This is a genomic window from Amycolatopsis sp. NPDC039088 (assembly GCF_055598845.1).
The window spans coordinates 178,617-201,091 of record NZ_JBVKAE010000014.1; the positions used below are offsets into that span (position 1 = coordinate 178,617).

14 protein-coding genes are annotated in these 22,475 nt (G+C 69.6%); 4 read left to right on the forward strand and 10 right to left on the reverse strand.

Annotated features, from left to right (window positions below; genetic code table 11):
* The first annotated feature begins 12 nt into the window (after positions 1-12).
* Both ACZ7KI_RS20070 and ACZ7KI_RS20075 read left to right on the forward strand, forming a co-directional pair.
* Entirely contained in the window at positions 13-1,320 is a 1,308-nt protein-coding gene (locus tag ACZ7KI_RS20070; protein WP_470274603.1) for a sensor histidine kinase, read from the forward strand.
* A 16-nt stretch (positions 1,321-1,336) separates the two neighbouring features.
* Entirely contained in the window at positions 1,337-2,188 is an 852-nt protein-coding gene (locus ACZ7KI_RS20075; protein WP_470274604.1) for a class I SAM-dependent methyltransferase, read from the forward strand.
* Between the two features lie 18 nt (positions 2,189-2,206).
* Here the strand turns inward: ACZ7KI_RS20075 and ACZ7KI_RS20080 are convergent, their stop codons facing one another.
* The 9 genes from ACZ7KI_RS20080 to ACZ7KI_RS20120 are packed head-to-tail and all read right to left on the reverse strand — an operon-like array spanning position 2,207 to position 19,806.
* Positions 2,207-4,132 (reverse strand): TNT domain-containing protein, encoded by a 1,926-nt coding sequence (locus ACZ7KI_RS20080; RefSeq protein WP_470274605.1) that lies wholly within the window; start codon positions 4,130-4,132, stop codon positions 2,207-2,209.
* Positions 4,133-4,172: 40 nt separating this feature from the next.
* Entirely contained in the window at positions 4,173-5,300 is a 1,128-nt protein-coding gene (locus ACZ7KI_RS20085) for an ADP-ribosylglycohydrolase family protein (protein ID WP_470274606.1), read from the reverse strand.
* A 4-nt stretch (positions 5,301-5,304) separates the two neighbouring features.
* Positions 5,305-7,377, reverse strand: coding sequence for a YrhB domain-containing protein (locus ACZ7KI_RS20090; RefSeq protein ID WP_470274607.1), 2,073 nt, complete (start codon positions 7,375-7,377; stop codon positions 5,305-5,307).
* Between the two features lie 5 nt (positions 7,378-7,382).
* Positions 7,383-9,629 (reverse strand): ADP-ribosylglycohydrolase family protein, encoded by a 2,247-nt coding sequence (locus ACZ7KI_RS20095; RefSeq protein WP_470274608.1) that lies wholly within the window; start codon positions 9,627-9,629, stop codon positions 7,383-7,385.
* Complete coding sequence (locus ACZ7KI_RS20100) at positions 9,630-11,099, reverse strand: TNT domain-containing protein (protein WP_470274609.1); 1,470 nt, start codon at positions 11,097-11,099, stop codon at positions 9,630-9,632.
* 5 nt (positions 11,100-11,104) lie between these two features.
* Entirely contained in the window at positions 11,105-11,551 is a 447-nt protein-coding gene (locus tag ACZ7KI_RS20105) for a hypothetical protein (RefSeq protein WP_470274610.1), read from the reverse strand.
* Complete coding sequence (locus ACZ7KI_RS20110) at positions 11,548-18,852, reverse strand: WXG100-like domain-containing protein (RefSeq protein ID WP_470274646.1); 7,305 nt, start codon at positions 18,850-18,852, stop codon at positions 11,548-11,550. The genes ACZ7KI_RS20105 and ACZ7KI_RS20110 overlap by 4 nt, the downstream gene beginning before the upstream one ends.
* 10 nt (positions 18,853-18,862) lie before the next feature.
* A complete protein-coding gene (locus ACZ7KI_RS20115) occupies positions 18,863-19,192 on the reverse strand; it encodes a WXG100 family type VII secretion target (protein WP_465500219.1) in 330 nt (109 codons plus the stop codon).
* Positions 19,192-19,806, reverse strand: a complete 615-nt coding sequence (locus ACZ7KI_RS20120; protein WP_470274611.1) for a YbaB/EbfC family nucleoid-associated protein — start codon at positions 19,804-19,806, stop codon at positions 19,192-19,194. The genes ACZ7KI_RS20115 and ACZ7KI_RS20120 overlap by 1 nt, the downstream gene beginning before the upstream one ends.
* Before the next feature lie 307 nt (positions 19,807-20,113).
* Here ACZ7KI_RS20120 and ACZ7KI_RS20125 point away from each other — a divergent pair, with 307 nt between their 5' ends.
* Positions 20,114-20,695 carry a YqgE/AlgH family protein gene (locus tag ACZ7KI_RS20125; protein WP_470274612.1) on the forward strand — a complete coding sequence of 194 codons (582 nt, stop codon included), beginning with the start codon at positions 20,114-20,116 and terminating at the stop codon, positions 20,693-20,695.
* Here the strand turns inward: ACZ7KI_RS20125 and ACZ7KI_RS20130 are convergent.
* Positions 20,692-21,123, reverse strand: coding sequence for an SdpI family protein (locus ACZ7KI_RS20130; protein WP_470274613.1), 432 nt, complete (start codon positions 21,121-21,123; stop codon positions 20,692-20,694). The genes ACZ7KI_RS20125 and ACZ7KI_RS20130 overlap by 4 nt on opposite strands.
* Positions 21,124-21,188: 65 nt before the next feature.
* Here ACZ7KI_RS20130 and ACZ7KI_RS20135 point away from each other — a divergent pair, with 65 nt between their 5' ends.
* Positions 21,189-22,340, forward strand: a complete 1,152-nt coding sequence (locus ACZ7KI_RS20135) for an esterase-like activity of phytase family protein (protein WP_470274614.1) — start codon at positions 21,189-21,191, stop codon at positions 22,338-22,340.
* Positions 22,341-22,475: the final 135 nt, after the last annotated feature.

Here is a 22,475-nt window from a genome sequence, read left to right on the forward strand (position 1 = left end):
GGGGGAAATTCCATGGCGAAGCGGCCGACCAGTTTCCTGGTGACGTTGCTGCGACGCGGCGCGCCCGCGCTGGCCACGGCGACGAGCGAGCTGTCCGACGAGGTCGGTGATCCGACGCCGATGCGGGCGCTCCGGCGGATCCAGCGGATGTCCGGCCCCGTCGACACGGCCTATCGCGACAATCTCCTGCTCCGAGCCGCCCGCTATGTCGCACTCGTGCCGCTGGTCTACCGGCTCTTCGCGGTGCCCGGCGCGTTCGCGGTCTACGTCTCCACGCACGGGATGACGGGTATCGGCCCGGTCGGGCTGGTGACGCTGGGGTCGGTCGCGCTGAGCGCCTACGGGATCCGGTGGATGCTGCGGTCGGCGCCGTTCCAGCCGCAGTACGCGGCGAGGCTGCTGGCCATCGACCTCGCGTTCACGCTGCTCGCGCCGCTGGCCGTCGGCGCGCTCGTGCCGGGTTCGGTGTTCACCGAGGCGATGGCGGTGCCCGGCAAACATCTGCTCGGCGAGGTCGCGCTGCTGGCATTGGCACTGGGCATGCCGGCCGCCGCGGCGCTGGTCGTCGTCAGCTTCCCGGTCCGGATGCTCGCGTCGTTGTTCGGCACCGGCCACGGCGCGCCGTCCGACGCGCTGGCCACCTTCCCGCCGATCCTCGGCGTGCTCTTCACCGCGACCGGCGCGCTCGTCCTGATCGGGCTCGGCACCCGGCTCGCCCTCGCCTACGGCATCCGCAACGGCCGGCTCGCCGAACGCGCGCGTCAGCACCGGGTGCTGCACGACTCCGTGCTGCAGACGCTCGAAGTGATCGCGCTGGCCGACAAGGGCGATCCCGCCGAGCGGCTCGCCGAGGTCCAGCGGCTGGCGCGGGCGCAGTCGATGGAACTGCGGCGGACGATCGAGAGCGAGGCTTCGGAGCGTTCGGAGGCAGGATCGCGGCCGTTGGGCGAGAAACTCGCGTCGCTGGCGGCGGAGATGGCGCGGGACGGTCTGCGCGCGCAGCTCGTGATCGCCGAACTAGACGACGACACCCTCTCGGAGGTCCGGCAGATCGCCATCCGCGACGCCGTCCGCGAGTCCCTGCGCAACACGCTCAAACACGCCGGGACGGACAAGGTCGTCGTGCGCGTCGAGGAGCAGGAAGGCGGGGTCGCGGTGATCACCCGTGACCACGGTGCGGGGTTCAGCCTCGACTCGCGGCCGGCCGGTTTCGGGATCAGTGAGTCCATCACCGCCCGGCTGCACGAGGTCGGCGGGACGGCCAGGGTGGAATCGGCTCCGGGCAATGGCACCAGAGTCACCCTTTGGGTGCCGTTCTGACGGTAAACAGGAGAACATGAAGAAAACGGATGTCCTGGTCAAGGCGCTCACCGCGTATCGCGACGGTGACCGGGCCACGGCAGCGGACCTCGCCGGGCGTGCCGGGTCCACGCTCGGCAACGAACTGCACCGGTACCTGAGCGAAGGCGGTGGCGGCCCGGTCTACGACCAGCCCGCCGCCTTCACCGCCTTCATCCGCGGGGGCGGGAACGTCCAGCTCTATCGCACGCTCAGCACGAGGCTCGCCAGGCGATATGACGGCGTCGGTTCCCTGCTGGACCTCGGCTGCGGTGACGGGCTCGCCGTCGTCCCCGCGCTCGAACAGGCCAACCGGCAGCCGGGCCGGATCGATCTGGTCGAGCCGTCGGGCGCGCTGCTCGCGGAAACGCGCGAGCAGCTCGGCGGCACCCATGGCCTGCACACCTGGGACGCCACCGCGCAGGAATTCCTCGCCCGCGACGACGACCGGAAGTGGCAGCTGACGCAGTCGACGTTCGCGCTCCAGTCGATCCCGACCGGTGAGCGGACCGAGGTCCTGCGGGCACTCCGGCCTCGTACCGGCTCCCTGGTGCTCGCCGAGTTCGACGTCCCCGAGTACAACGAAGACTCCGCCGAATACCTGCTTTCCCTGGTGACCCGCTACGAACGCGGGATCTCGGAGTACGGCAAGAACGCGTCGCTGGTGGCGCAGGGGTTCCTGCTGCCGATCCTGCTGGGCCTGGTGAAACCCGGGGCCGACCGGACGAACTGGGAGCAGCCTGCCACCGATTGGGCCTCGCAGCTCAAGGAAGCGGGCTTCACCGGTATCCGGATCGAACCGCTGGCCGACTACTGGTGGTCCCCCGCGGTCCTCATCACCGCGTCCTGAAGGACCGCATTTAGTCCTCTAAATGCGGCTGAGGGCGCCGGTTTCGAGGTGCTGGGCGATCGGCCGGGGCAGCACGTAGGCCACGGCCCCGCCCGGCGTCCCGTTCCACGGCGCGGTGATCCCGGTGACCACGCGCAGCGGACGCTGGACGCGGTACAGGCGGCGATCCCGTTCGCGGTCCCCGGCCAGCGACGTCTCGACGAATCGCGCCGATTCGGCGTGCACGAGGTTGCCGGTCTCGTTCCCGAACCGCTGCACGGTGCTGCCCGCGGGCAGCACGATGATCCGCTTGCGGCGGAAGAAGTTCAGCGGCGGCTCGCCCCGCAGCGGCAGGATCGGCCAGTCGGCCGGGTTGTCGGCTTCCTCGTTCGAGCCGACCGAGGCCCGTGCCGGATACAGCAGCAGGGTGCCGAGGAAGAACCGCGTCGCTTCTTCGAGTTTGGCGAACGCCACCGGCTCGTCCGTCGGCGGACGCGACACCTCCCAGCCGTTCTCGGCGCGGCGCAGCGTCCAGACCCCCGGCTCCGGTACGGCGTTCGCGCCGATCCGGTAAGCCGTCGGTGCCACCCCGTGCTCGGCGAGCCGCTGGTACAGCACGTCCAGGACCTCACCGGCCCGGATGTCGCGGACCGGCTCGCCGTCACGCTCGACGCGGGTGCGGACACTCTCGTCCGGCAGATCCGCGTCGGTCTGCGGCGGCCGCGGCTTGCCGACGATCTCCGCTTCGGCGGTCGCCCGCACCAGCTCGCCGACCAGCGGCGGCCGGAACCCGGCGGCCCGGATGTGCTCGACCAGCTCCGGCTCCGGCGGCACGCCGTACTTCCGGAGGTAGTGCGGGACGGCCGCGGGCCAGATCCAGACGCCGTCGGTGTGGAAGGCGTTCGGCACGTCCGGCGGGCCGTTCGGGGTGAAGATGTCGGGCTGCGGACCTGGCCGGGTCAGCGCCACCGGTGAACGGAAGAGGTAGTCGAGCACGCCGCGCATCTGGTCCGGCGGTACCGGCGGCCGGTTGACGACCGGGCGTTCGCCCTCGTTGTGCGCGTCGACGGCCTTCGCGTGCCGGAACCCGATGTCCAGCGGCAGACCCGCCTTGGCCGAGAGCCAGGCCGGGATGTGCTTCTTGTCGCGAGGGAAGATCGCCAGCTCGGCCGCGTACGCGCGCGGAGACGGCTTCCCGCCCTCGTTCGGCGGGATCCGCCAGGTCGGTTCCTGTTCGGAGTCGAAGTCGAAGTCGAAATGCGATTCCGAGTCCAGCGTGAAGGTGCCCTGGAACCAGGTGCCGGTCTCGGGGTTGTGCATCGCCGCGCGCAGCCGCGTGAACAGCGTGCCGAGCCGCGGCGGAGCCGGGATCGACACCGACACCGGGCCGTTGCCCTCGTCGCCGACCGAGCGGACCTCGAGTTCGGCGTAGTCGCCGACCTGCCGGAACTGGGCGCCGACCCGTTGCCAGCCCGGCGGCAGCACGCCGAGCAGTGTCCGGCCGATGGCGCGCAGCAGCGCGGGCTGGTCACCCGTGCCGTTCACCGGCCGGGCGTCCGGCACCTCGACGAAATCGTGCCTGGTCTGCCACAACGCCGTCAGCCGTGACGGCGCGGCCGTGGTCGAGAAGTCCGTCAGCCCCAGTTCGGCCGCGCGGGCCGCGTCCTCGCCCGCCCAGCGCAAGGTCAGCTCGCCGCCGCCGGTCTGCGGCGCGATCTGGAAGTGCTCGTCGTCGAACCGGCCGTAGGTCTGCAGGCTGAAGGTCGCGCCGACCTCGCCGTTCAGCACCACCCGGGCGGCACGTCCGTCCCACTCGCGGTCGAACCCCTCTGGCGCCGCTTCCCCCGGCGGCGCGATGAGCAGCAGCGTGCCGTCTTCGGTCGACCGCTGGGCCGCGAAAACGGTTTCCCCCCATACGGCGTACAGGCCATCCGGCCGCTCCGCCGCTTGAACCCGGTAACGCACGTGTCGTCCCCTCCCCAAGTTCCCCAAACCGGAGGTAAATCTAGTAGGCCGGGTAGCGGGCGTACCACCGGTCGTCACCCGGGGCGTTTCCGCCGAACTCCGCGAGCGCGTCGTCCGCCAGCTGTCCGATCACCTCGCTCAGTTCCAGCTTCACGAGCCAGTCCGTCTCGAGTTCTTCCTCCCCGTACATCGCGCCGACGAGATTCCCGCAGATCGAGCCCGTCGAGTCGCTGTCACCGCTGTGGTTCACCGACGCGAGCAGCGCGGCGTTCGGATCCGTGGTGCTCAGTGCGACGTAGACCGACATCGAGAGCGCGGTCTCGCCGATGTTCCCCTGTCCGAGCGTCTCGAGCTTCTCCGGTGTCGGGGCCCCTTCCCCGGCCAGGGCGAGCGCTTGGTCCAGCGCGACGCTCTGCTCCTCGTGTCCCTGGTACTTCTCCAGTTCGACCCGTGCGGTCGCGACGGCGTCGAGCAGCGGTTTCCCGCGCAGCAGTTCGTGCACGATCACCGCGAACGCACCCGACGAGAGGTACCCGCTCGGGTGACCGTGCGTCAGCGCCGCGCTCTCGGCGCCGAGCCGGAAGACCTCGGCGAGGTCGTCCGACCACAGCGCGACCGGTGCCGCGCGCATGATCCCGCCGCAGCCCTTCGAGTTGTTCACCGGCTTGTCCATGCCGGCGCGCACGCCCGTCTTGCCGTACGCCTCCAGCTCGCTGAAACAGGTCAGGCCGGGGGCGCGACGGCTGAAGAGCTCGCGGTTCGTGATCAGCCAGCCGTCCGGTTCGGCGCTCGTGTCGTGCGGGCCGCGCGCCCGCTCCCACGAGACGCCCTGGGTGTGCAGCCAGCGCTGATACGCCTGCTGGAGGGACTGCTCGACCGGCACGGCGATAGCAGCGGTAGTAAAGGTCCCTTGCTCCCGCCGCGCACCCGCATGGGCCCTGATCAGGCCTTCCAGGGTGAACAGCGTCATCTGGGTGTCGTCGGTGATCCGCCCGAGCCCGCCGTACGCGGGGATGAGGCCGGTGATCCCGGCGGGTCCGGCGATTTCCCGGATGCGGTCGATCGAGTCGAACTCGGTCTTCGCGCCGAGCGCGTCGCCGAGCGCTCCGGCGAACAGGCTGCCACGCAGCCGCGACCTGGTCGCCGGATCCTGAAGCCACTCGCGCATAGCTCTACTGTTCTCCTCGCGGGTACCGTTTCGCGTCCCAGCGACGTCGCTCCTCGGGTTCGCGGGGCAGGCCGAAACGGTTGAAGTAGTAATAGGCGTCGCCCGCCATGTTGTCGACGACGCCGAGGTCGGAATACGCGGCGAGCCACGTCTGCGGCAGCCCGGGCACGGTGAGCCTGGCACCCACCAGCGCGCCGGTCAGCGCACCGGTCACCGCGCCGCCGCGCGCGGCCAGCGTGAGCGCCGCCTCGGGGTCGTGTCCCCGTTTCGCGGCGGCGAACAACGCCCTGCCCAGCACCGAAAGCGGCGTCCGGCCGTCCCCGATGCTGTCGAACTGCTCGACGTCGTCTCCGTCGATGTCGTTCCTGAGGTCGAGCACGGTCTTGACCAGGTCGCCGACCTCGCCGCTGTACTCGTCGAAACCTTCGAGGAAGTTCGCCACCGCGGGCTCGCCGTCGCGGGCCGCGAGCTGGGCGCGGAACAGGTTCACCAGCAGTTCGGCGCCGTGGACGACCTCGTGCCCGGCCGCGGAACCGACCAGCTCACGGACCACCTTCATCGCGTAGAAGGAATCGTCGGCCGGGCCTGGGACACCGCCGGTCACCGTCGCGGCCAGCGCGGTTGCCAGCATGGCCGAGAACTCGGCGGGTGCCGGTCCGGCGGACGCGGTGGCCTTCGCGACCCAGCCTTCCGGACGTCCGCCCGCGGGCAGCGACGCCGGGATCTCGGCCTTGTCCGGAGTCGCGTCCAGGCCGCGGATCACCGACTCGGTGTGGAACAGCAGCTGCCGGGTGAGCCCGCCGAGCGGCAGGCCCTCGGCCGGATCCGCGCCCGACCCGAGCGCGTCGCCGAGCGCGAAGCCGACGTATGCGCCGACAAGCCGCGGGTACGCGAAGCTGCCCACGGGGATCGTCGGGTTGTAGAACTTCCCGAATGTCCAGGCACTCGGACGCGGTTGGCCGTCGTCGTAGTAGTGCGTCACCAGCCCGTTGGCGAACAGATCTTCGGGCAGTTCCGGCAGCGGACGGCCGTCGTACTTCGCCCGGGACCGCTGGTAAGCCAGCGTCGCAGCGCGGGCGTAGCGGACGAGCTCGTCAGTGCTGAGCGGAAGACCGTTGTCGCGGGCCTGGTCAGTGAGATTCCGCAGATTCGAGGTGGCCTCGCCGAGAGCCTGGCCGTACTCCTCGCGAAGGGCTTTGAACGCCTCCGCGTAGTCCTCGTCGAAGTAAGCGGGACGTCCGACGGACTCGGGACGTTCGGTTCCGGCCGGGAGTTCGAGGTCGGCGACCTGCCGCAGGGTTTCCGGGTAGACGTTGAAGGTCTCCGGCCGTCCCGGGTTGACCAGCAGGCCGACCCCGGGGATGTCCTTGGCCCGCCGCAGCAGCACGCGAGGCTGGACTCGCTGCCACATCGTGTACTCGGACGGGATCTGCGCTTCGGAGGTGTAGACGACGAAGCGCGCTCCGGCGTCGCCGAAGTCGCGGACCTGCAGGTGGCCGTCCTTCGCCGGGGCAAGCACCTCGAGATCGAGCATCCAGTGGACGAATTCCTCCGGCGTGATCCACTCGACGCGGAGGTAGCCGAGGAGCGTCTCGACCGCACTTTCCGGCTTCGGACGTCCGGCGAACCGCGGCCCCGGCCGGTGCTCGGGGTTCGCGCGGACCGTGCCGGTCGGTTCGCCGTACAGCGTGTGCTGCTCCCAACGCACGATCGCTGCCTTCGGGACGGGCAAGCCAGGGGCCACCGAGGGGTCGAACTCGGGATCGACGATCTCGACCCAGCGGGTGAACGCGTCGGCGTCTCCGTCACCGCCCGCCGCCGAAACCGCCATCAGCTCCAGGTCGAGCCGGATTTCACCGCCGTCGTCCGGGACGAAGGCGACCGGGCTCGGGAACAGGCCGGCGGCCGGGTCGGTCCCGTCGAGCCAGCCGACGGTGTTGTATGTGACGTTCCAGCCGTCGGTCGCGCGCACGACGTACTCGCGGCGGACCCGCAGCGCGCCGGTCCCCTCCGCGCCTTGACCCGCCAGCCACTCTTCGACGCGGCTGACGGCTTCCTCTTCGTTCATCGTCCCCATTTCGTTCACCAGCGCGGATACCGCTGGGCCCAGCCGTCGACCTCGTGCAGCGCCGAATGGCGGTCGAAATGCCAGAACGCGTCCGTGGCGATGTTCTCCACCAGATAGCGCAGTTCCAGCTGTTCGACCCACTTCTGCGGCAGGCCGGGAATGCCGGTGCGGGCGCCGAGCAGCGCACCGGCGATCGCGCCGGTGACCGCGCTGCGGCCCGAGTGGTTGACCGCCCTCAGCAGTGCCTGTTCCGGGTAGTTCTCGAAGCCGGACAGCGCCGCGAACGCGCGGCCCAGCACCGAAAGCGTGCCCTTGCCGTCGCCGATCAGTTCCGGGACGCGCAGATCGGGCAGGCCGTGCTTGCCGAAGAACGGCACCGATTCCGCGACCATCGCCTTGAGATCCGCCCAGACCGGTCCGCGCTGGTGCGGGTTCTGGTCGTTGAAGATCTCGCGGGAGGTGTTCCAGACCGGGTAGCTGAACGCCTCCGAGGTCAGCGCGGGTTCGAACAGCCAGGTCAGATAGGTCGCCGCCTCGACGTCGATCTCCCCCGGGTGGGTGACTGAAACGAGGTCACGCACCGCTTGGCGGACGCCGCCGCTCATCGACGTGCCGGGGCCCGCCGCGGTCATCGCCGCCGGCAGGGCCGCGACCAGCGCTTCCGGCCCGCTCAGCGGCATCGCCGTCGGCGAAATGGTGGCCAACGCGTGGTAGGCGTTCAGTTCGGCGTCGTCGGGGGTGCGGCGGACGCGGAGTTCCGGCACCTTCACCAGCCAGCCGTCGGCGTTGTCGAGCGGCGCGCCCTGGGTGTGCAGCCAGCGCATCAGCGAGTTGCGCGCGACCGTCCCGAGCGCCCGTTCCGCGTCGCGGTTCTCCGGCTGCTCGCGATGCGGGCTACGGATCACGGCCTCGGTGTAGAACAGCAGCCGCTGGGTGAGCGGCCCGATCCGGCCGGGCAGATCGAACGCGACCGGCAGGTCGGTGACCCCGTCGGGGCCGTAGGCGTTGTGGATCTCGTCGAGCCGCATCCGGTCGACCGCGGCGCCGAGTGCCTCGCCGAGCGCGAAGCCCACGTACGCGCCCGTGACGCGCTGCCAGCCATAACGAGAGCTGGAGCGGTCTCGCTCGAAGTATTTGCCGAAGGTGTCCAGGCGCGGCTGGATCTGCCCTTCGTTGTCGTAGCCCGGTGCCAGCCCGTTCGCCCGCAGATCGTTCGGACGGCTGCGCGGCGGTTCGGGCAGCTTGAGCCGCGCCATCCACGACTGGCCGAGGACGGTCTTCTGGCATTCCTCGGCGGTCAGTTCGAACCCGCGACGGCGAGCCCGTTCGGCCGCGGCCAGCGGCGGTTTCACCGGTTCGGTCAGGCCCATCTTCGCGGCGGTTTCGGCCGACAGGGCCTCCAGCTGCGGATCCGCTTCCGGGCAACGTTCGTTGACGTCGACGTGGGCGTCCCGGCGCGGGAACTTCGCCGCGGTCTCGGCGAGCTCGGCGCCGCTGACGTCCTCGAACGTCGCGGGGCCGCCGTTGATCACGAGGTTCGGCGGGCTCTCGTAACCGGCCAGCGTGGCGATGTCGACCTTCCAGTACCCGTGTTCACGGGACGGGAGATTCCTGGTCGAGCTGAACACCCGCAGCTCGGCGCGGTCTTCGTTGAAATAGAACCGCTCGGTCTTGCCAGAGGCCAGGTCCACCGGGACGTAGACCTCGCAGCGCAGCAGGCCGATGAGCAGCTGTTCCCTGGTCAGCCAGCCGACACTGGCGAACGACAGCAGCGTTTCGAGCCTGTTCTCCGGCTTCGGGTAGCCGCGGCGGATGGGACCGGCCTTGTACTCGGGGTTCTCCCGCTCCTGCCCGGTCTGCACGCCGTCCGCGTTGACCTGGACCCAGCCCGCGACGACCGCGGGCGGGACCCCGAGGTCACCGAGCCCGGCTTTGGCGTATTCGGGGTCGACGACCTCGCGCCACGACTCCTGTCCGGGAAACGCGACCGGGACGCTGAGCCCGCCCGGCTGCGGATGCGCCTGGCGCAGTTCGCCGTCCGGTTCGCGGACGATCACCGACGGCGGCGGGAAGATCTCCTTCTCGGCGTGACCCTCGTCGAGGAAGGCGATCGTGTTGTAGGGGACCGACCAGCCCTCGGGGATGCGCAGGACCTTTTCGTGGTTCACGCGCAGGCCGGCGCCGCCAGGTGCGGACACGTCCGGACCGTGGACCGCGCGCAGCCACTCTTCGACCTTGGCTACCGCTTCCGCCGATTCCACCTACTCGATCCTCTCCAGGCTACCGTCGGACACGTGCTCGGCGATGGTCTTCGGGAGCACGTAGGCCACCGCCCCACCGGGCATGTTGGCCCAAGGGACGGTGACACCGGTGATCACGTGGAGCGGGCGGCGCAGCCGGTAGGTCCCACCGACACGTTCCCGCTCCAGCGGCAGGGACGTCGTGGCGAACCGTACCCCTCCGTGGTGCACCAGATTGCCGGTTTCCTCGCCGAACCGCAGTACGACCGTACCGGCGACCATCCGGCTGACGCGCTTGTTGCGGAGCAGTGTGAGGGGAGGCTCACCCGGTGCCGCCTGCACCGGCCAGTCGGCCAGTTCCTTGGCGGTCTCGAGCGGCGTTTCGTGGCCGGCGGTCATCCGCGCCGGATGCAGGAGGACGGCGCCGAGGAGCTGGTGAGCCGCGTCTTCGAGTTTGTCGAAGTACTTCGGTGAGGCCGGGGTGCCATTCGAATAGGCGGCGACCTCCCAGCCCTTTTCGGTGAAGTTGAGGCACCAGGCGCCGTCCGCGCGGTCCCCGATGCGGTACGCCTCCGGCCAGACGGCGTGCTCGCCGAGCCTGCTGACCAGCACGACCAGGAGCTCTTCATCGGTCAGGGCCGGATTCGGCGACGTCTCCAGCTCCGCGGCGATGTCGCCCTCGGTCTTCTTGACGTCGGAGCGGCCCGGTTTCGGTCGCGCCTTGCCCAGCAGATCCGCTTCGGCGGTCCGCCGGACGAGGTGCTCGACGTACGGCGGCTGGAAGCGCTGGCCCCGGATGTGCTCGACCAGGTCCGGCTCCGGCGGGATCCCGTACTTCCGCAGGTAATGCGGCACGGACGCGTGCCAGATCCAGGTGCCGTCGGTGTGGTAGCTCTCCGGGACGTCCCCGTCGGCTTCGGGCTCGAAGATGTCCTTGCCGAAGCCACTTCCCGACAGGATCGCCGGTTCGCGTTCGAGGTACTGCGCGATCAGTGGTGCTTCGGATTCGTCGAGCTCCGGTCTGTCGACCACCGGTGGCTTGCCCTCGGTGTAGGCGTCGACGATCCGGGCGTGCCGGAATTCGACCCGCAACGGCAACTGCGCGCGCAGCCGCCACCAGTCCGGGATGTGCTCGTCGTCGCGGGGGAAGGCGGCCAGCTCGTCCGGGTACGCCGAAGTCGACGGCGCTTCGGTCCAGGCCGGTTCGTCGTCGAGGGTGAAGTCGAAGTCGAAGGTTCCCTCGGGTTTGAGCGTGAACCGCGACTGGAGCCAGGTCCCCCGTCCCGTGCCGTACATCCCCGTGCGCAGCTTGCCGAAGAGTTCAGTCAGCTCGGGCGCGGGCACGACGTTGTGACCCTCGAGTTCGGTGTGCTCCCCGGCTTGCCGGAAATCGGCGACGGCGATGTGCGCGGCGTCGGTGACCCCCGCCCGGATGAGCTTGCCGATCTCGACCAGCAGCTCGCGTTGTTGTCCGGCGCTGAGTTGTTCCACGTGAATCATCGCGCCCGGTTCGGGAAACGTGGTTCCGCCCGGAACGACGGCGGCTCCCCGGCGGCGCGGCGGGCCAGCTCGTCCTCCCACATCTTGAAGGTGCGCTCGCGCAGCGACTGGATCAGCGCCGATTCCTGCGGTTCCACACGCCGGTTTTCGCGCTTGGCCTGCGCGTACAGGCCGTCGATGGTCTCGTAGAGCGCGAAGATCGGTCCGCCGCCCTTGAGTTCGTACGCACGGGCGCGCTCGGTCTCCTGGACGAACTTCTCTTCGGACACCTTGCTGATGTCCGAACTCGCCATCGCCCACATGACCTCACGCACGTGCTCCGGCTTTTCGTCGAACTCGCCGGTGCTCAGGTTGAGGAGGAAACCGGTCAGGCCCCCGTCGGCGGTCGACTCGACGCGGTAGGTCTTTCCGAAGTACGTGTAGAAGGACGGCGTCTGGATCACGTGTTCTCCTCAGGAGGCAGGCCCTTGCGGAGACCGGCCATGAACTTCTCCCGGACCCGGTCCATCAAGGCGGCCTCCAGCAGGGCCTGTTCCGGGGACAACCTCTTCTTGTTGTTCTCGTCCAGTGTCCGGTTGTACGTCGGGAAGTCGCGGCGGACCTCGTACAAGGCGTGCTCGTAGGCCGACACGGTGTCGATGTGCTTCAGGTGCAGCCGCAGTTCGGCGACGTGCCCGTTCGGCAGCCGGACGTTCATCTGCAGATCGCGGTACCCGCTGTCCTGCGGATTCGCGAACCGGTCGTCGAAGCTGACGATCCGGAGGTCCGGATTGTCCATTACCGCGTTCAGCGCGTTGTAGACGTCGGCCAGCGTGTCGAACTGGATCTTCACGCCCACCAGGTCGGTCAGTTTCGACGCGTCTCCGTCGTAGCCCTCGATCTTCGCCTTCGCGCGGTCGTCGTCCTTCGGACCGGGGCGGCCCGACGACTCGCCGTTGTTCTCCGCCGCGATCCGGTCGGCGATCGCGTTGAGGTCGCCCTGGTTCCGCGGCCACGCTTCCCGTTCGGCGTCCAGGAATTCCTGGATCTTCGCGGGATCGCCCTTGTCCGCGCGATCGAAGCCGGCGTGGTACTGATCGCCGGGGTCCACGTCGGCGGCGATGTCCGCCGCCGCGTTCGCGAGGTCGCGCTGATCCTGCGTCAGCGGAGTTTCGCCGGGGCCCTCTTGGCGGACCTCGTCGATCATCTCGTAGCCGCGTTCCTCGACGTCGCGCAAGGCTTCTTCGAGGATCGGGATGGCTTCCGGGTGCAGCAGCAGGCTGCCGATGGTCATCGGGTTGTTCAGCAGCGAAGCCCGCAGGTACGCGTTGTCCGGATGCTCCATCAGCCGGACGAGTTCCGGATGCGCGGGCAGGTGCTCACGGATGAAGTCCCGCATCGGACCGACGTCGTGCTTGACCCCGTTCTCGTCCTCGTGAACGGCCCGCTTCTTGTCCGGGTCGAGTCCGTCCACCGCGGCCGCGACCTCGGGATCGTGCGCCATGCCGTAGCCGGCGTCATGCGGCGTCACGATCGGACGGCCGTCCGGACCGATCCGCGACGGTTGCACCTCGGGCGTGTCTTCCCTGGCGAACGCGATACGCGGGTCGACAGGCCTGGTCGACGCGGTTTCGGTCTGCGTCGTGTGCCCATCGGCGTGCTGCCCCGTGTGCGCGGCCGGGGTTTCCGGGACGCCGACGTGCATCAGCTTCATGCTCAGCGGCGGATGCGGCAGGTTCATCAGCGCACCCGACTGCGGGTCGATGAACGCGACACCGTCCCGCGTGTTCGCCACCATGGCGACGTGGCCGCGCTCGACGCCGTTCTCGTCGAGGTACTTCACCGCGACGACGGCGTGGTGATCGGTCGGCATGCCCCGCATCTCGCGGATGACGGTGTCGTAGTCGGCCCTGTCGGAGAACTGGCCGCCGAAGCGTTCTTCGACGTGCTCCAGCGTGCCCCGGCTGTCCATCTCGTGCACGAGCAGCGGATCGGCGGTCGAATCGATGCCGTGCAGCTGGTCCCAGTACGCGCCCGGCGTGCGGGTGCAGTTGGACCGGAAGCCGTTCGCCAGCGCATCCTGATCGTGGAAATGCGGGTTGACTTCGCCGAGCCGCGGATGCCGGTCGGCAAGGTAGGCGGCCTGCTGCGCGGGGCTCGCCGAACCGGCGTGGATCGCGGGTTCGCTCGGCGGGTTCGTCGCGACCGCCATCGAGGAGTAGTCCCGCTCGGGGACCGGCAACTCCATCGTGTCGTCGGTGGCGGAGTGGTCCGGAGCGGGCTGTTCGCCGTACTCCGGGCCCTTGTCGGCGTCCGCTACCTTGTGCTCGGCCGGGTTTTCGGTGGTGATGGGCGGGGTCTGAGGCTCGTCGAAACCGCCGAGGCGCGCCATCGACCGTTCCTGCGCGAGGCGCGCCAGTTCGGGCGCCTCCGCGGCGTGCCGGGCCCGCCGCTCCTCCAACGCCTTCGTGGCTTTGTCGCCGGTGAGGGCGCGAGGGTCGGGGTGGACGACCTCTTCGGCGTGGATGACCCACTTCGGCCGGTCGACCCCCGGCGGAGTCTTGAACTCCTTGCTGTGGATGTAGAGCTGGGTCTTCGGCTTGTTGATCGCTTCGTTCTCGCCAGGGTTCTCGGCGAGGGACGAAACGTCCTTGCCCGTCTTCGAGATGATGTGGATCTCGACGTCTTCGCCGAACTTCGACTTCGTGTCCGACGACGTCTTGATGGTGGAGCTGGTCATCGTCGGTTCGGGGACGGTCTGGCCGACCTCGTAATGCGCGGCGATGATCCCGGCGGCGCGCATGTCGCCCTTGGTGTCGACGCCGCGGATGGACTCGCCGCGGAAGTCCGGCAGCTCGTTCAGCGCGCCGACGATCGCCCGGGTGCTGCGCTGCGCGTTCTCGAAGCCGGGGTGCGACTCACCCAGGCGGTTCGCTTCGTTGATCGCGTAGGCGTGTTCGCGCGAGTACGAGTAGATCGCTTCCGCGGCCTCGGGTGAGATGCGGTCCTTCAGCGGGCTGGCTTCGAGCCGCTTGAGTGCCTTTTCCCTGGCCTGCTCGGCGAGATCGGCATTGTCGTAGCGGTCACGGAGGCTCTTGTGGTCCTCCGGCGAGCCCCGGAAGTTCTTGTCGTCGAGGTAGCTCTCGTCGAGTCGCGCGGGTGTCTCTTCGGTGCCCTTGAGCCGATCGGCGATGTCGGACTCGGTCTTCGGCGCCTGCTGGTCGTCGGGCCGGTCCGGCGACGACGGCGGTTCGTCGCCGCCGCCAAGCCGTTCGGCAGTCGATTTCGCCTGCTCCTGAGCGCTTTCGTCGGTCTTGTCGGTCTTTTCGGTGTGCGTCTCCTCCGGCGCCTTCGCGGTCTCGGGCGCTGGGGACTGCGTCGGTGCTTCCGGCGTGCGAGCGTGCGGAGCGTCGCCGCCGCCCATCGGCATCGCCTTGATCGACGTCGGATTGTCGGGCAGCGTCGCGAGCCGCCCGGTCATCGGATCGGCGAAGACCACGCCGTGCGGGGTGTTGACCGCGGCGACGATCCGCGTCTCGACCCGGTCCTTGGACCGCGGCGAGCCTTCCGGCGCGTTCGGGTCGCCGGGGGCGTGGTGCTCGAACGCCACCGCCGTCCGCGCGCCGACCGGACGTTCACCCAGGTCACGGGCGATGTCGGCGAATCCGTGCTGATCAGACCACCGCCCACCGAGCTGGTCGCTGACATGCTGCAGCGGCGAGCCACCGGTCGACGGCCCGGCGACGGCGTCGCCACCGTTCATCCGGTTCTCGAACGCGACCAGCGCCTCGGCCGAGTTGGTCTGGTAGCCGTCCTTCCACGATTCGGGCGCGTAGTAGTTGCGGGTGTTGACCTCGCCGACCGCCGGAAGCTCGTCCATGAGCAGGCGGACCTGCTGGTGCGGGGTGTCGGTCGAGCCGGCGTGGATGACCGGCGTCCCGCCCTCGTCGAGCGGCTTCGCCAGCTCCGACCAGCCGCCGTCGGGAACGTGCTCCCTCGGCTTGGGGACGTTGTGCTCCGGAGCCTCGGAAGCGTCGATCCAGCCGCCCTTGCCATCGGCGATCTTGGTTTCGAGTCCCGCGAAACCCTGGTTGTTGAACAGCTCGGGGTGATCGCGGCGCAGCTGCGCATCGCGGTCGGCCTCTTCCTTGGCCAGCCGCTCCTGCTCGGCGTTGTTGTACTCGCGCCGCTCCGCGACCTTCTCCTGAACCTGCTCCGGCGTCAGGTGGCCCTCTTCACCGGGGAGGACCTCTTCGCATTCGACGATCCACTTCGGCAGGTCGTTGACCGAGCCGTCGTCCAGCCGCGCCTTGTAGTCGGGGTGCTCGGGATGCCCGGGACCCTTCTTGATTTCGGTGACGCGCAGCTGCGTCGCCGACTTCATCAGGACTTCGCGCTCTTCCTTCTTGGAGGCGAGATCCTCGATGTGGCGTCCGGTCTTCGACTGGATGCGCATCTCGACTTCGCCGGGGAAGATGCTGCGCGGATGGTCGGGGGTCACCCGGGACGTGCTCAGCATCTGCGGGTCGCAGATGACCTGACCCTTGGCGTGCGCCTCCAGGAAGCCCTGCATGGCGCTTTCGTTGCCGTGGAAGTTCACCCGCCGCGAGACGACGCCCTCGTAGACCGGCATCTCGTTGAGGCCGGAGGTGATCGCCTCGATATGCGGGCGGAGCGCGTCCAGCTCAGGCCCACCGTGCCGCTGGGCGTGAGTGATCCTCTCGGCCATGTCGGTGCGCGTGTAGCTGTGCACCGCGTACGCGCCCTGATCCGACATCTGCTTGACGCGCGGGTCTTCGTGCGCTTTGCGCTTGTCGAGGGCTTCGCGGCGGACCTGTTCGCTCCGCGCTTCCCCGGTCTCGGCGTCGAAACCACGCTTGTCGATCTGCGTTTCGGCGAGCGCGCGATAGGCCGCGGGATCGTCCGTGTGGAAGTCCGGATCCGTCAGGTACGGCTCGTCGATCGAGGAACCGCTGTCGTCGTTGGTCTTGTCCTCGGGCGTGACGTCAGTGGGCGTCTCGGTCTCGGCCGGGGCTTCCGCGTCCCTGTCCTTCGGCAGCTCGGCGCCGTCCTCGAGGTTGCCGCGGTACGCGGGTGCTTCCTCGTGCTGGGGCGCGCGCTCCTGCGGTGCGGCCTGTTCGGGCGCGCGCTCCACCGGCCGGACGGGTTCGGGCTGCCGCTGCGGCGGCGGCTGCTGCGGGCGTTGCTGTTGCTGCGTGCGGTCCTGCGGGCCCGCGTTTCCGTCGTGACCCGGGCGCGGTGCCGGGACCTGCGGCGGACGTTGCGGCTGCTGGCCACCGAACCGCGGCGGTTCGCCGCCCGGCGGCACCGGACGCTGACCGGGGTGCGGTCCAGGCTGCTGGCCGGGGCGTTGGCCGGGGTGCTGTCCGGGCGGGGGCGGCGGCACGGGGCCACGGTTGCCAGGAACCGGGCCGTTGCCCGGATGCGGGGGCCGCGGCGGAGGCGGCGGGTAGCCGGCGGGACCGCGGTTGCCGGGATGCTGCCCCGGCGGAGGCGTCTGCGGACGCGGCGGGACACCACCGTGCGGACCGGGAGCCGGTCCCGGCCTGCCCTGATAACCCTGCGGCGGCTGGTGCGGCCGAGGCGGCTGCTGGCCGTGAAGACCCTGCGGGCCCGGGGGCGGCGGTGGTTGCTGAGGACGCTGCTGCGGTCGTTCCTGCGGTCCCCGGTCCTGACGACGATCCTGCGGATGTCCACCAGGGTGCGGAGGCGGCGGCTGCGGTCCGGTGGGACGCGGACCCATCGGCCCCTGCTGTCCGCGAGAGGGCATGGGGCCATGGCCACCACCGGGAGGAGGCGGCGGAGGGGCGAAACCACCGCCGGGCGGCGGCTGCATCGGCGGCTGGCCCTGGAACGGCGTCTGGCCGGGCGGCTGGTCGAATCGCGGCTGCTGCGGGCCGCCAGCGCCGGTGAAGCCGGCGGCCTGGACGCCGTCGTGCGGCCGGTTCGGCCGGGCCGGATCGTGGCCACCCGGCGAGAAACCGCCGGGTGCGGGGCCATTGCCCGGCGGAGTGCCGCCGGGCGCCATGCCGTACCCGCCCGTCGAGCCGGGCGTGCTCGAACCCGAGTTCGGCGCCATGCCGTACCCGCCGGAGGACGAGCCTCCTGAGCCGGCCGACGCCGCCGGAGCGGGGCCGGCGGACGAAGCGGGCGCTCCCGACGAAGAATGCGCTCCGGTCGAGGCGGGCGCCCCTGACGAAGCCGGGGCACCGGACGATGCCGGTGATCCGGTCGAAGCCGGGCTACCGGTCGAAGTTGGTGTGCCGGACGAAGCGCTCGACGGCGTCCCGCCGGAATGTGCGGCACTCGCGGCCGGGCTCGAAGCCGGTCCCTGAGCCGAACTCGCCGCCGGGGTCTGCGCTGGTGTCTGTGCCGGTCCTTGCGCTGCCGCGGGTGCCTGCTGCTGATTGGCCGACGCGGCCTGCTGCTGCCCGGAACCGGCGCCGTTGTCGGCCGCCGCCGGAGCATGCTGGGGCTGTGCGGGCGAACCGGCGCGCTCGCCGGTGTTCGCCGGGGCGTCCGCCGATCGTTCCGGAGCCTGCGTCGACGACTGCGTGACCCGGTCACCGTCCCCGACGCGCTGCGAAGTCTGCTGAGGCGACTCGGACGTACTCCGCGACGAGCTTTCGCCATCAGGGGACGAATTGCGTTCCGAAGAATCGCCATTAGAGGACGAATCGCGGCTCGACGAGGTGTCCGGAGTACGCGAAGGCGTCCCGGAATCCCCCGAATCGACATCCGGCGTCGTCGGCCCGTCGCCCGCCGCCGAGGCACCCGGCGTGTTCGCGGTACGGATGTCGCCGATCTGGCTCTTCGCCCCGTCGACACCGCCACCGACGGCCCCGCCGGAAGCGCCCATCAGGAGGTCCTTGGCGGAAAGCTTGTCCAGGTCACCGGTGACGGCCGCCTGTCCGACGGTGCTCGCGACCCCTTCGGCCGCGCCCCGCACGGCACCTCGCGCCGCACTGTCGACGATCTGGCCGCCGACGCTGTCCGAAAGTCCCTTGGTGGCGCCCTTGCCGATGCTGCTGCTGCCCGCGCCGACGACGCCGTCGACCGCGCCGCTGATCGCGGAATCCTTGGTCTTGCTGAAATCCCAGCTGTCGCGGTCGCCCTTGGCCATCTGCAGGCCCTGGATGCCCGCGTCCATGGCGAGGTTCATCGCCGTGTTCTGCAGGACCTCTTTGCCGATCTTCTTCAGGCCCTCCTTGAGAAGTTTCTCGAGGAGTTCCTTCGCGACCTTCTTGAAGCCTTCCTGCGCGAGCTTCTGCATCAGCTGCCGGAAGATCATCTGGACGGTCATGCGGGTGGCGATCTGCGCCGGCGCGATCCCGGCCGTCGAGCCGCCGAAGGTCACCGCCGCGGCCGCGAGCATCGCGACGATCTGCGCGGCCAGGATCACCAGCGAGATGATGATCATGTACTTCGTGTACTCGACGTCCAGCGCGGTCGCGTTGCACGAGTCGCCGAGTGCCTTCGAAGAATCGGCCAGCGACTTGAAGTACGCCTCGTCGCCTTCGATGAACTTCTTCCACGCCTCGGCGAACTTCTCCGCGCCCTCGCCGGTCCAGCCGCCGAGGACCTCGGTGGCGCCCTTGGTCGCGGTGTCGGCGATCGGCTGGACGGCCCTCGACGCGTTGTGCCAGGCGTCGCGCAGTTCGCGGAGCTTGTCCTCGTCGCCTTCGGGCCAGCTTTCCCCGACGACGATCGGCAAGAGCCACTTGACCGCGTCGGGCATCTCCATACCCATGGCGCTATGCCTTCTTGTCCAGCGTCGACTTGATCTCTTCTTCGGCGTTCGTGAACGCCGTCATCGACCGTTCGACGTTGTGCTGCATGCCTCGCAGCGCTTCGACGATGTTCGCGAACCCTTCGGACGAACCCTTCGCGCCCGGCTCGTAGTCCTTCGCGAACTCCTTGCCGGCGTCGTCGTTCCCCCAGCATTGGCCGAGCGAGTTGATCGCGGCCATCAGTTCCTTGCCGACGTCGTCCAGCTGATCTGCGGCGAGCCCCAGTTTGGCCGCGGCCGTTTTGACCGCGTCCGGATCCGCGGTGAATCCGCCACCGCCCCCACCGTTCGGCATCAGACTCCCCTGGTCAGCCAGCTCGAAGGCGGCTCGTCCTCGTCATCGTCCCGCGTTGGACGCACGCGCTTCGGAATCGGTTTCGGCGTCGGCGGCGCGGGCGGGGCGGCCGGCGGCGGGGCGTCGTCCTTGCGCAGCAGCGGATCCTCGAAGTCGTCGTCGGACTTGGCCGGTGCGGACGGCTCCTCTTCCTCGGCGAGGAAGTCGGGGATCGCCGGCATCAGTCCCTGCAGCGACGGCGCGCCTTCGATGAGGTCCGAGAGATCCGGCAGCCCTTCGGTGACCGGGGCCATCAGATCGGCGACCTGCTGTTTGACCTGCAGCGATCCCTGGCGCACCAGGGTCAGCACGGTGTTGGCCAGCTGCGCCGGGTTGGTGCGTTCGAAGGCGTTCGGCTGGATCTCGAGTTTGGCGAGTGTGCCGGTCGCGTCGATGGTGGCGCGGACGAGACCGTCCTGCGAGACCACCGTCGCGGACATCTGCGAAGCGGCTTCCTGCGCGTCCCGGAGCTGGGCCGTCTGGCGCTCGAACTGTTCGAGCAGCGTGTCGACCTGATCCTTCATGGCGGCATTGCGCGCTTCGAGGCGCGCGCTGTCGTCGCCTGCCGTCGTCACTTGGGCCCCCGGAAGTACTTGATCCCGGGCATACGTCACCCGGTGTCGGTAGGCGTCACCCTAATGCCAACGGAGGAGCCGTATCGCCGCATCTGACGTTTTGGTGCGTGAAGAAGGAGGTCGGTGCGCTCAAAGGTCGCCTCTCGGCGGCTATGCGCAGTGTGGCTCCAGCCGGACGGTATTCCACAAAGGCGGTTCTTCAGTGAGCCCGGGGGACACGGAAAGCGCACCGACCTGGTGTGTCCAACGATGCTCGTGATGCTGTTGTTCCCTGGCCGGACGATTTGTCTCCACTCGAAGTGGGATCATGGCGGATGTGCCAGCGGACGCCGAGGTCGAACCGGGAACGCTCCTGGTCGCCGCCCCCACGATGTTCGATCCCAATTTCCGGCGGACCGTCGTGTTCGTCATAGATCACCGGGACGAGGGAACGCTCGGCGTCGTGCTCAACCGGCCGAGTGACGTTCCGGTGTACGACGTGCTGCCCAACTGGGGTGGACACGTCGCCGAGCCGCAGTCGGTGTTCGTCGGCGGGCCGGTGGAGAAGAAGACCGCCCTGTGCCTGGCCGCGCTGCGGACCGGCGAGACGGCGTCCAGCGTGCCCGGCGTGATCGCCGTCCGCGGTCCGGTCGCTTTGGTCGATCTCGACACCGATCCCGAGATCCTGGTCCCGAAGGTCCGCGGCGTGCGGGTCTTCGCCGGGTACGCGGGCTGGGACTCCGGGCAGCTCGCGAGCGAGATCGAACGCGACGACTGGGTGATCGTGCCCGCGCTGCCCAGTGACGTCCTCGCCTCGCCGCACCACGATCTGTGGGGTCAGGTGCTGCGTCGTCAGGGCATCCCGCTGGCGTTGCTGGCCACCCACCCGGGAGACCTGCAGCGGAATTAAGCCGTGGCCGTGTCGGCCTTCTTGAAGACGCCGCAGGTCCCGCAGGCGCAGCCACTGCAGCCCGCGGGCGCTTCCGGTGCGGCGGGTTCGGGCGCCGGGACGGTCGCGGCCGCGCGGTTGCCGAGCACTCCCCCGGCGGCGACCAGCGCGATCATCCCGATCACGCCGACGACCGAGCCCAGCAGAAGCCCGAACGTCGTCGGCATGACCAGCGCGGCGGCACCCGCGAGCACGGCGATCACGCCACCGGCCAGCGTCGGGAGCCCGGCGACCTTGTTGCCGAGGCGGAAGGCGTCCTCGCTGCGCATCGTGGCGGCGGTACGCACGCCGGCGCCGCGGTCACGCGGCAGCTTCTCACGCAGACCGAGGAAACCACCCCAGCCGACGAGGACACCCAGCACGATCGGGACCAGCGCTATGACGAACACTCCACGAGGATAAGCGTGACGTTCCGGCAACCTGCCGGATACCCTGATCGACTGTGCTACAGGCCATGTCACGCCGAGTTCTTACCGTCGCCCTGATCGGGGCCGTTCCCCTCACCCTGATGGCGGCCCCCGCCGCGCAAGCCGAGCACCGTCCGTTGCGGTTGATCGGTGAACAGACCGTCCCGAACGCCCTGCCCTACGAGGGCACCGTCGTCGGCGGCCTGTCCAGCATCGACTACGACCCCCGCACCGGCGAGTACGCGCTGATCTGCGACGACCGGTCCGCGATCAACCCGGCCCGGTTCTACACGGCGAAGTTCTCCCTCGACGCCAAGGGGCTCGGTCCGGTCACCTTCACTGGCACGAAGCCGCTCCTGCGCCCCGACGGCACGCCGTACCCGCCGCTCGCGAAGAACGACCAGACGCGGCCGCAGAACATGCGGACGATCGACCCCGAGGAACTCCGTGTCGACCCGTGGACCGGCCACTACCTCTGGTCGCAGGAGGGCGAGCGCTCCGCCGCCGCGCTGATCGATCCGTCGATCCGAGAGGCGAAACGCGACGGCTCGTACGTCCGTGACCTGCCGATTCCCGACAACGAGAAGATGGCCGCGACCGCCGGGCCACGGCAGAACCTCGTCCTCGAAGGCCTCACCTTCGCCGGCTTCGGCTCGCTCGTGGCCAGTTCGGTCGAGGGGCCGCTCCTGCAGGACGGTCCGGAGCCGACCACCACATCGGGCGCCCTTTCCCGCATCACCCTGCAGTCGCGTTTCGGTCCGGTGCTCGCGCAGTACGCGTACCCGCAGGAGAAGGTCTTCGCGGCGCCGAACCCGCCCGGCGCGTTCGCGACCACCGGTGTCTCGTCGCTGTTGGCCGTCGACCAGGCCGACCCGACGCGCTACCTCGTCATGGAGCGCGCGTTCGTCACCGGTGTCGGCAACAAGATCCGCATCTACGAGATCGACACGAAGGGCGCTACGAACATCGCGAAGACGCCTTCGCCGGCCGACGCCAAGAACGTCAAACCGGTCAAGAAGCGCCTGCTCGCCGACCTCGCCGACTTCAAGTTGTCCACAGTGGACAACGTCGAGGGGATGACCTGGGGTCCGCGCCTGCCCACCGGGGAGCGCAGTCTGGTGCTGGTCAGCGACAACAACTTCTCGGCGACGCAAGTGACCCAGTTCATCGCTCTGGCGGTCCCCTCGGAACGGCTTTGACCAGCGCGTTAAACTGGGTACATGGACACGGCTCGGCTGCTCCTTAGCCTGCCGCGCTGAACTCGGCCGATCGGCCGGGAACAGCGCGGCGACCCCTCATGCCCTCCGGGCTGAGGGGTCGAGTTGTTTCTGGAG

Bases quoted from the DNA above. Each gene is read 5' to 3' on its own strand.
- ACZ7KI_RS20115 (WP_465500219.1), bottom strand. From the start codon at position 19,192: ATGCCGAACGGTGGGGGCGGTGGCGGATTCACCGCGGATCCGGACGCG.
- ACZ7KI_RS20090 (WP_470274607.1), bottom strand. From the start codon at position 7,377: ATGGGGACGATGAACGAAGAGGAAGCCGTCAGCCGCGTCGAAGAGTGG.
- ACZ7KI_RS20070 (WP_470274603.1), top strand. From the start codon at position 13: ATGGCGAAGCGGCCGACCAGTTTCCTGGTGACGTTGCTGCGACGCGGC.
- ACZ7KI_RS20085 (WP_470274606.1), bottom strand. From the start codon at position 5,300: ATGCGCGAGTGGCTTCAGGATCCGGCGACCAGGTCGCGGCTGCGTGGC.
- ACZ7KI_RS20110 (WP_470274646.1), bottom strand. From the start codon at position 18,852: ATGGAGATGCCCGACGCGGTCAAGTGGCTCTTGCCGATCGTCGTCGGG.
- ACZ7KI_RS20125 (WP_470274612.1), top strand. From the start codon at position 20,114: ATGGCGGATGTGCCAGCGGACGCCGAGGTCGAACCGGGAACGCTCCTG.
- ACZ7KI_RS20075 (WP_470274604.1), top strand. From the start codon at position 1,337: ATGAAGAAAACGGATGTCCTGGTCAAGGCGCTCACCGCGTATCGCGAC.
- ACZ7KI_RS20135 (WP_470274614.1), top strand. From the start codon at position 21,189: ATGTCACGCCGAGTTCTTACCGTCGCCCTGATCGGGGCCGTTCCCCTC.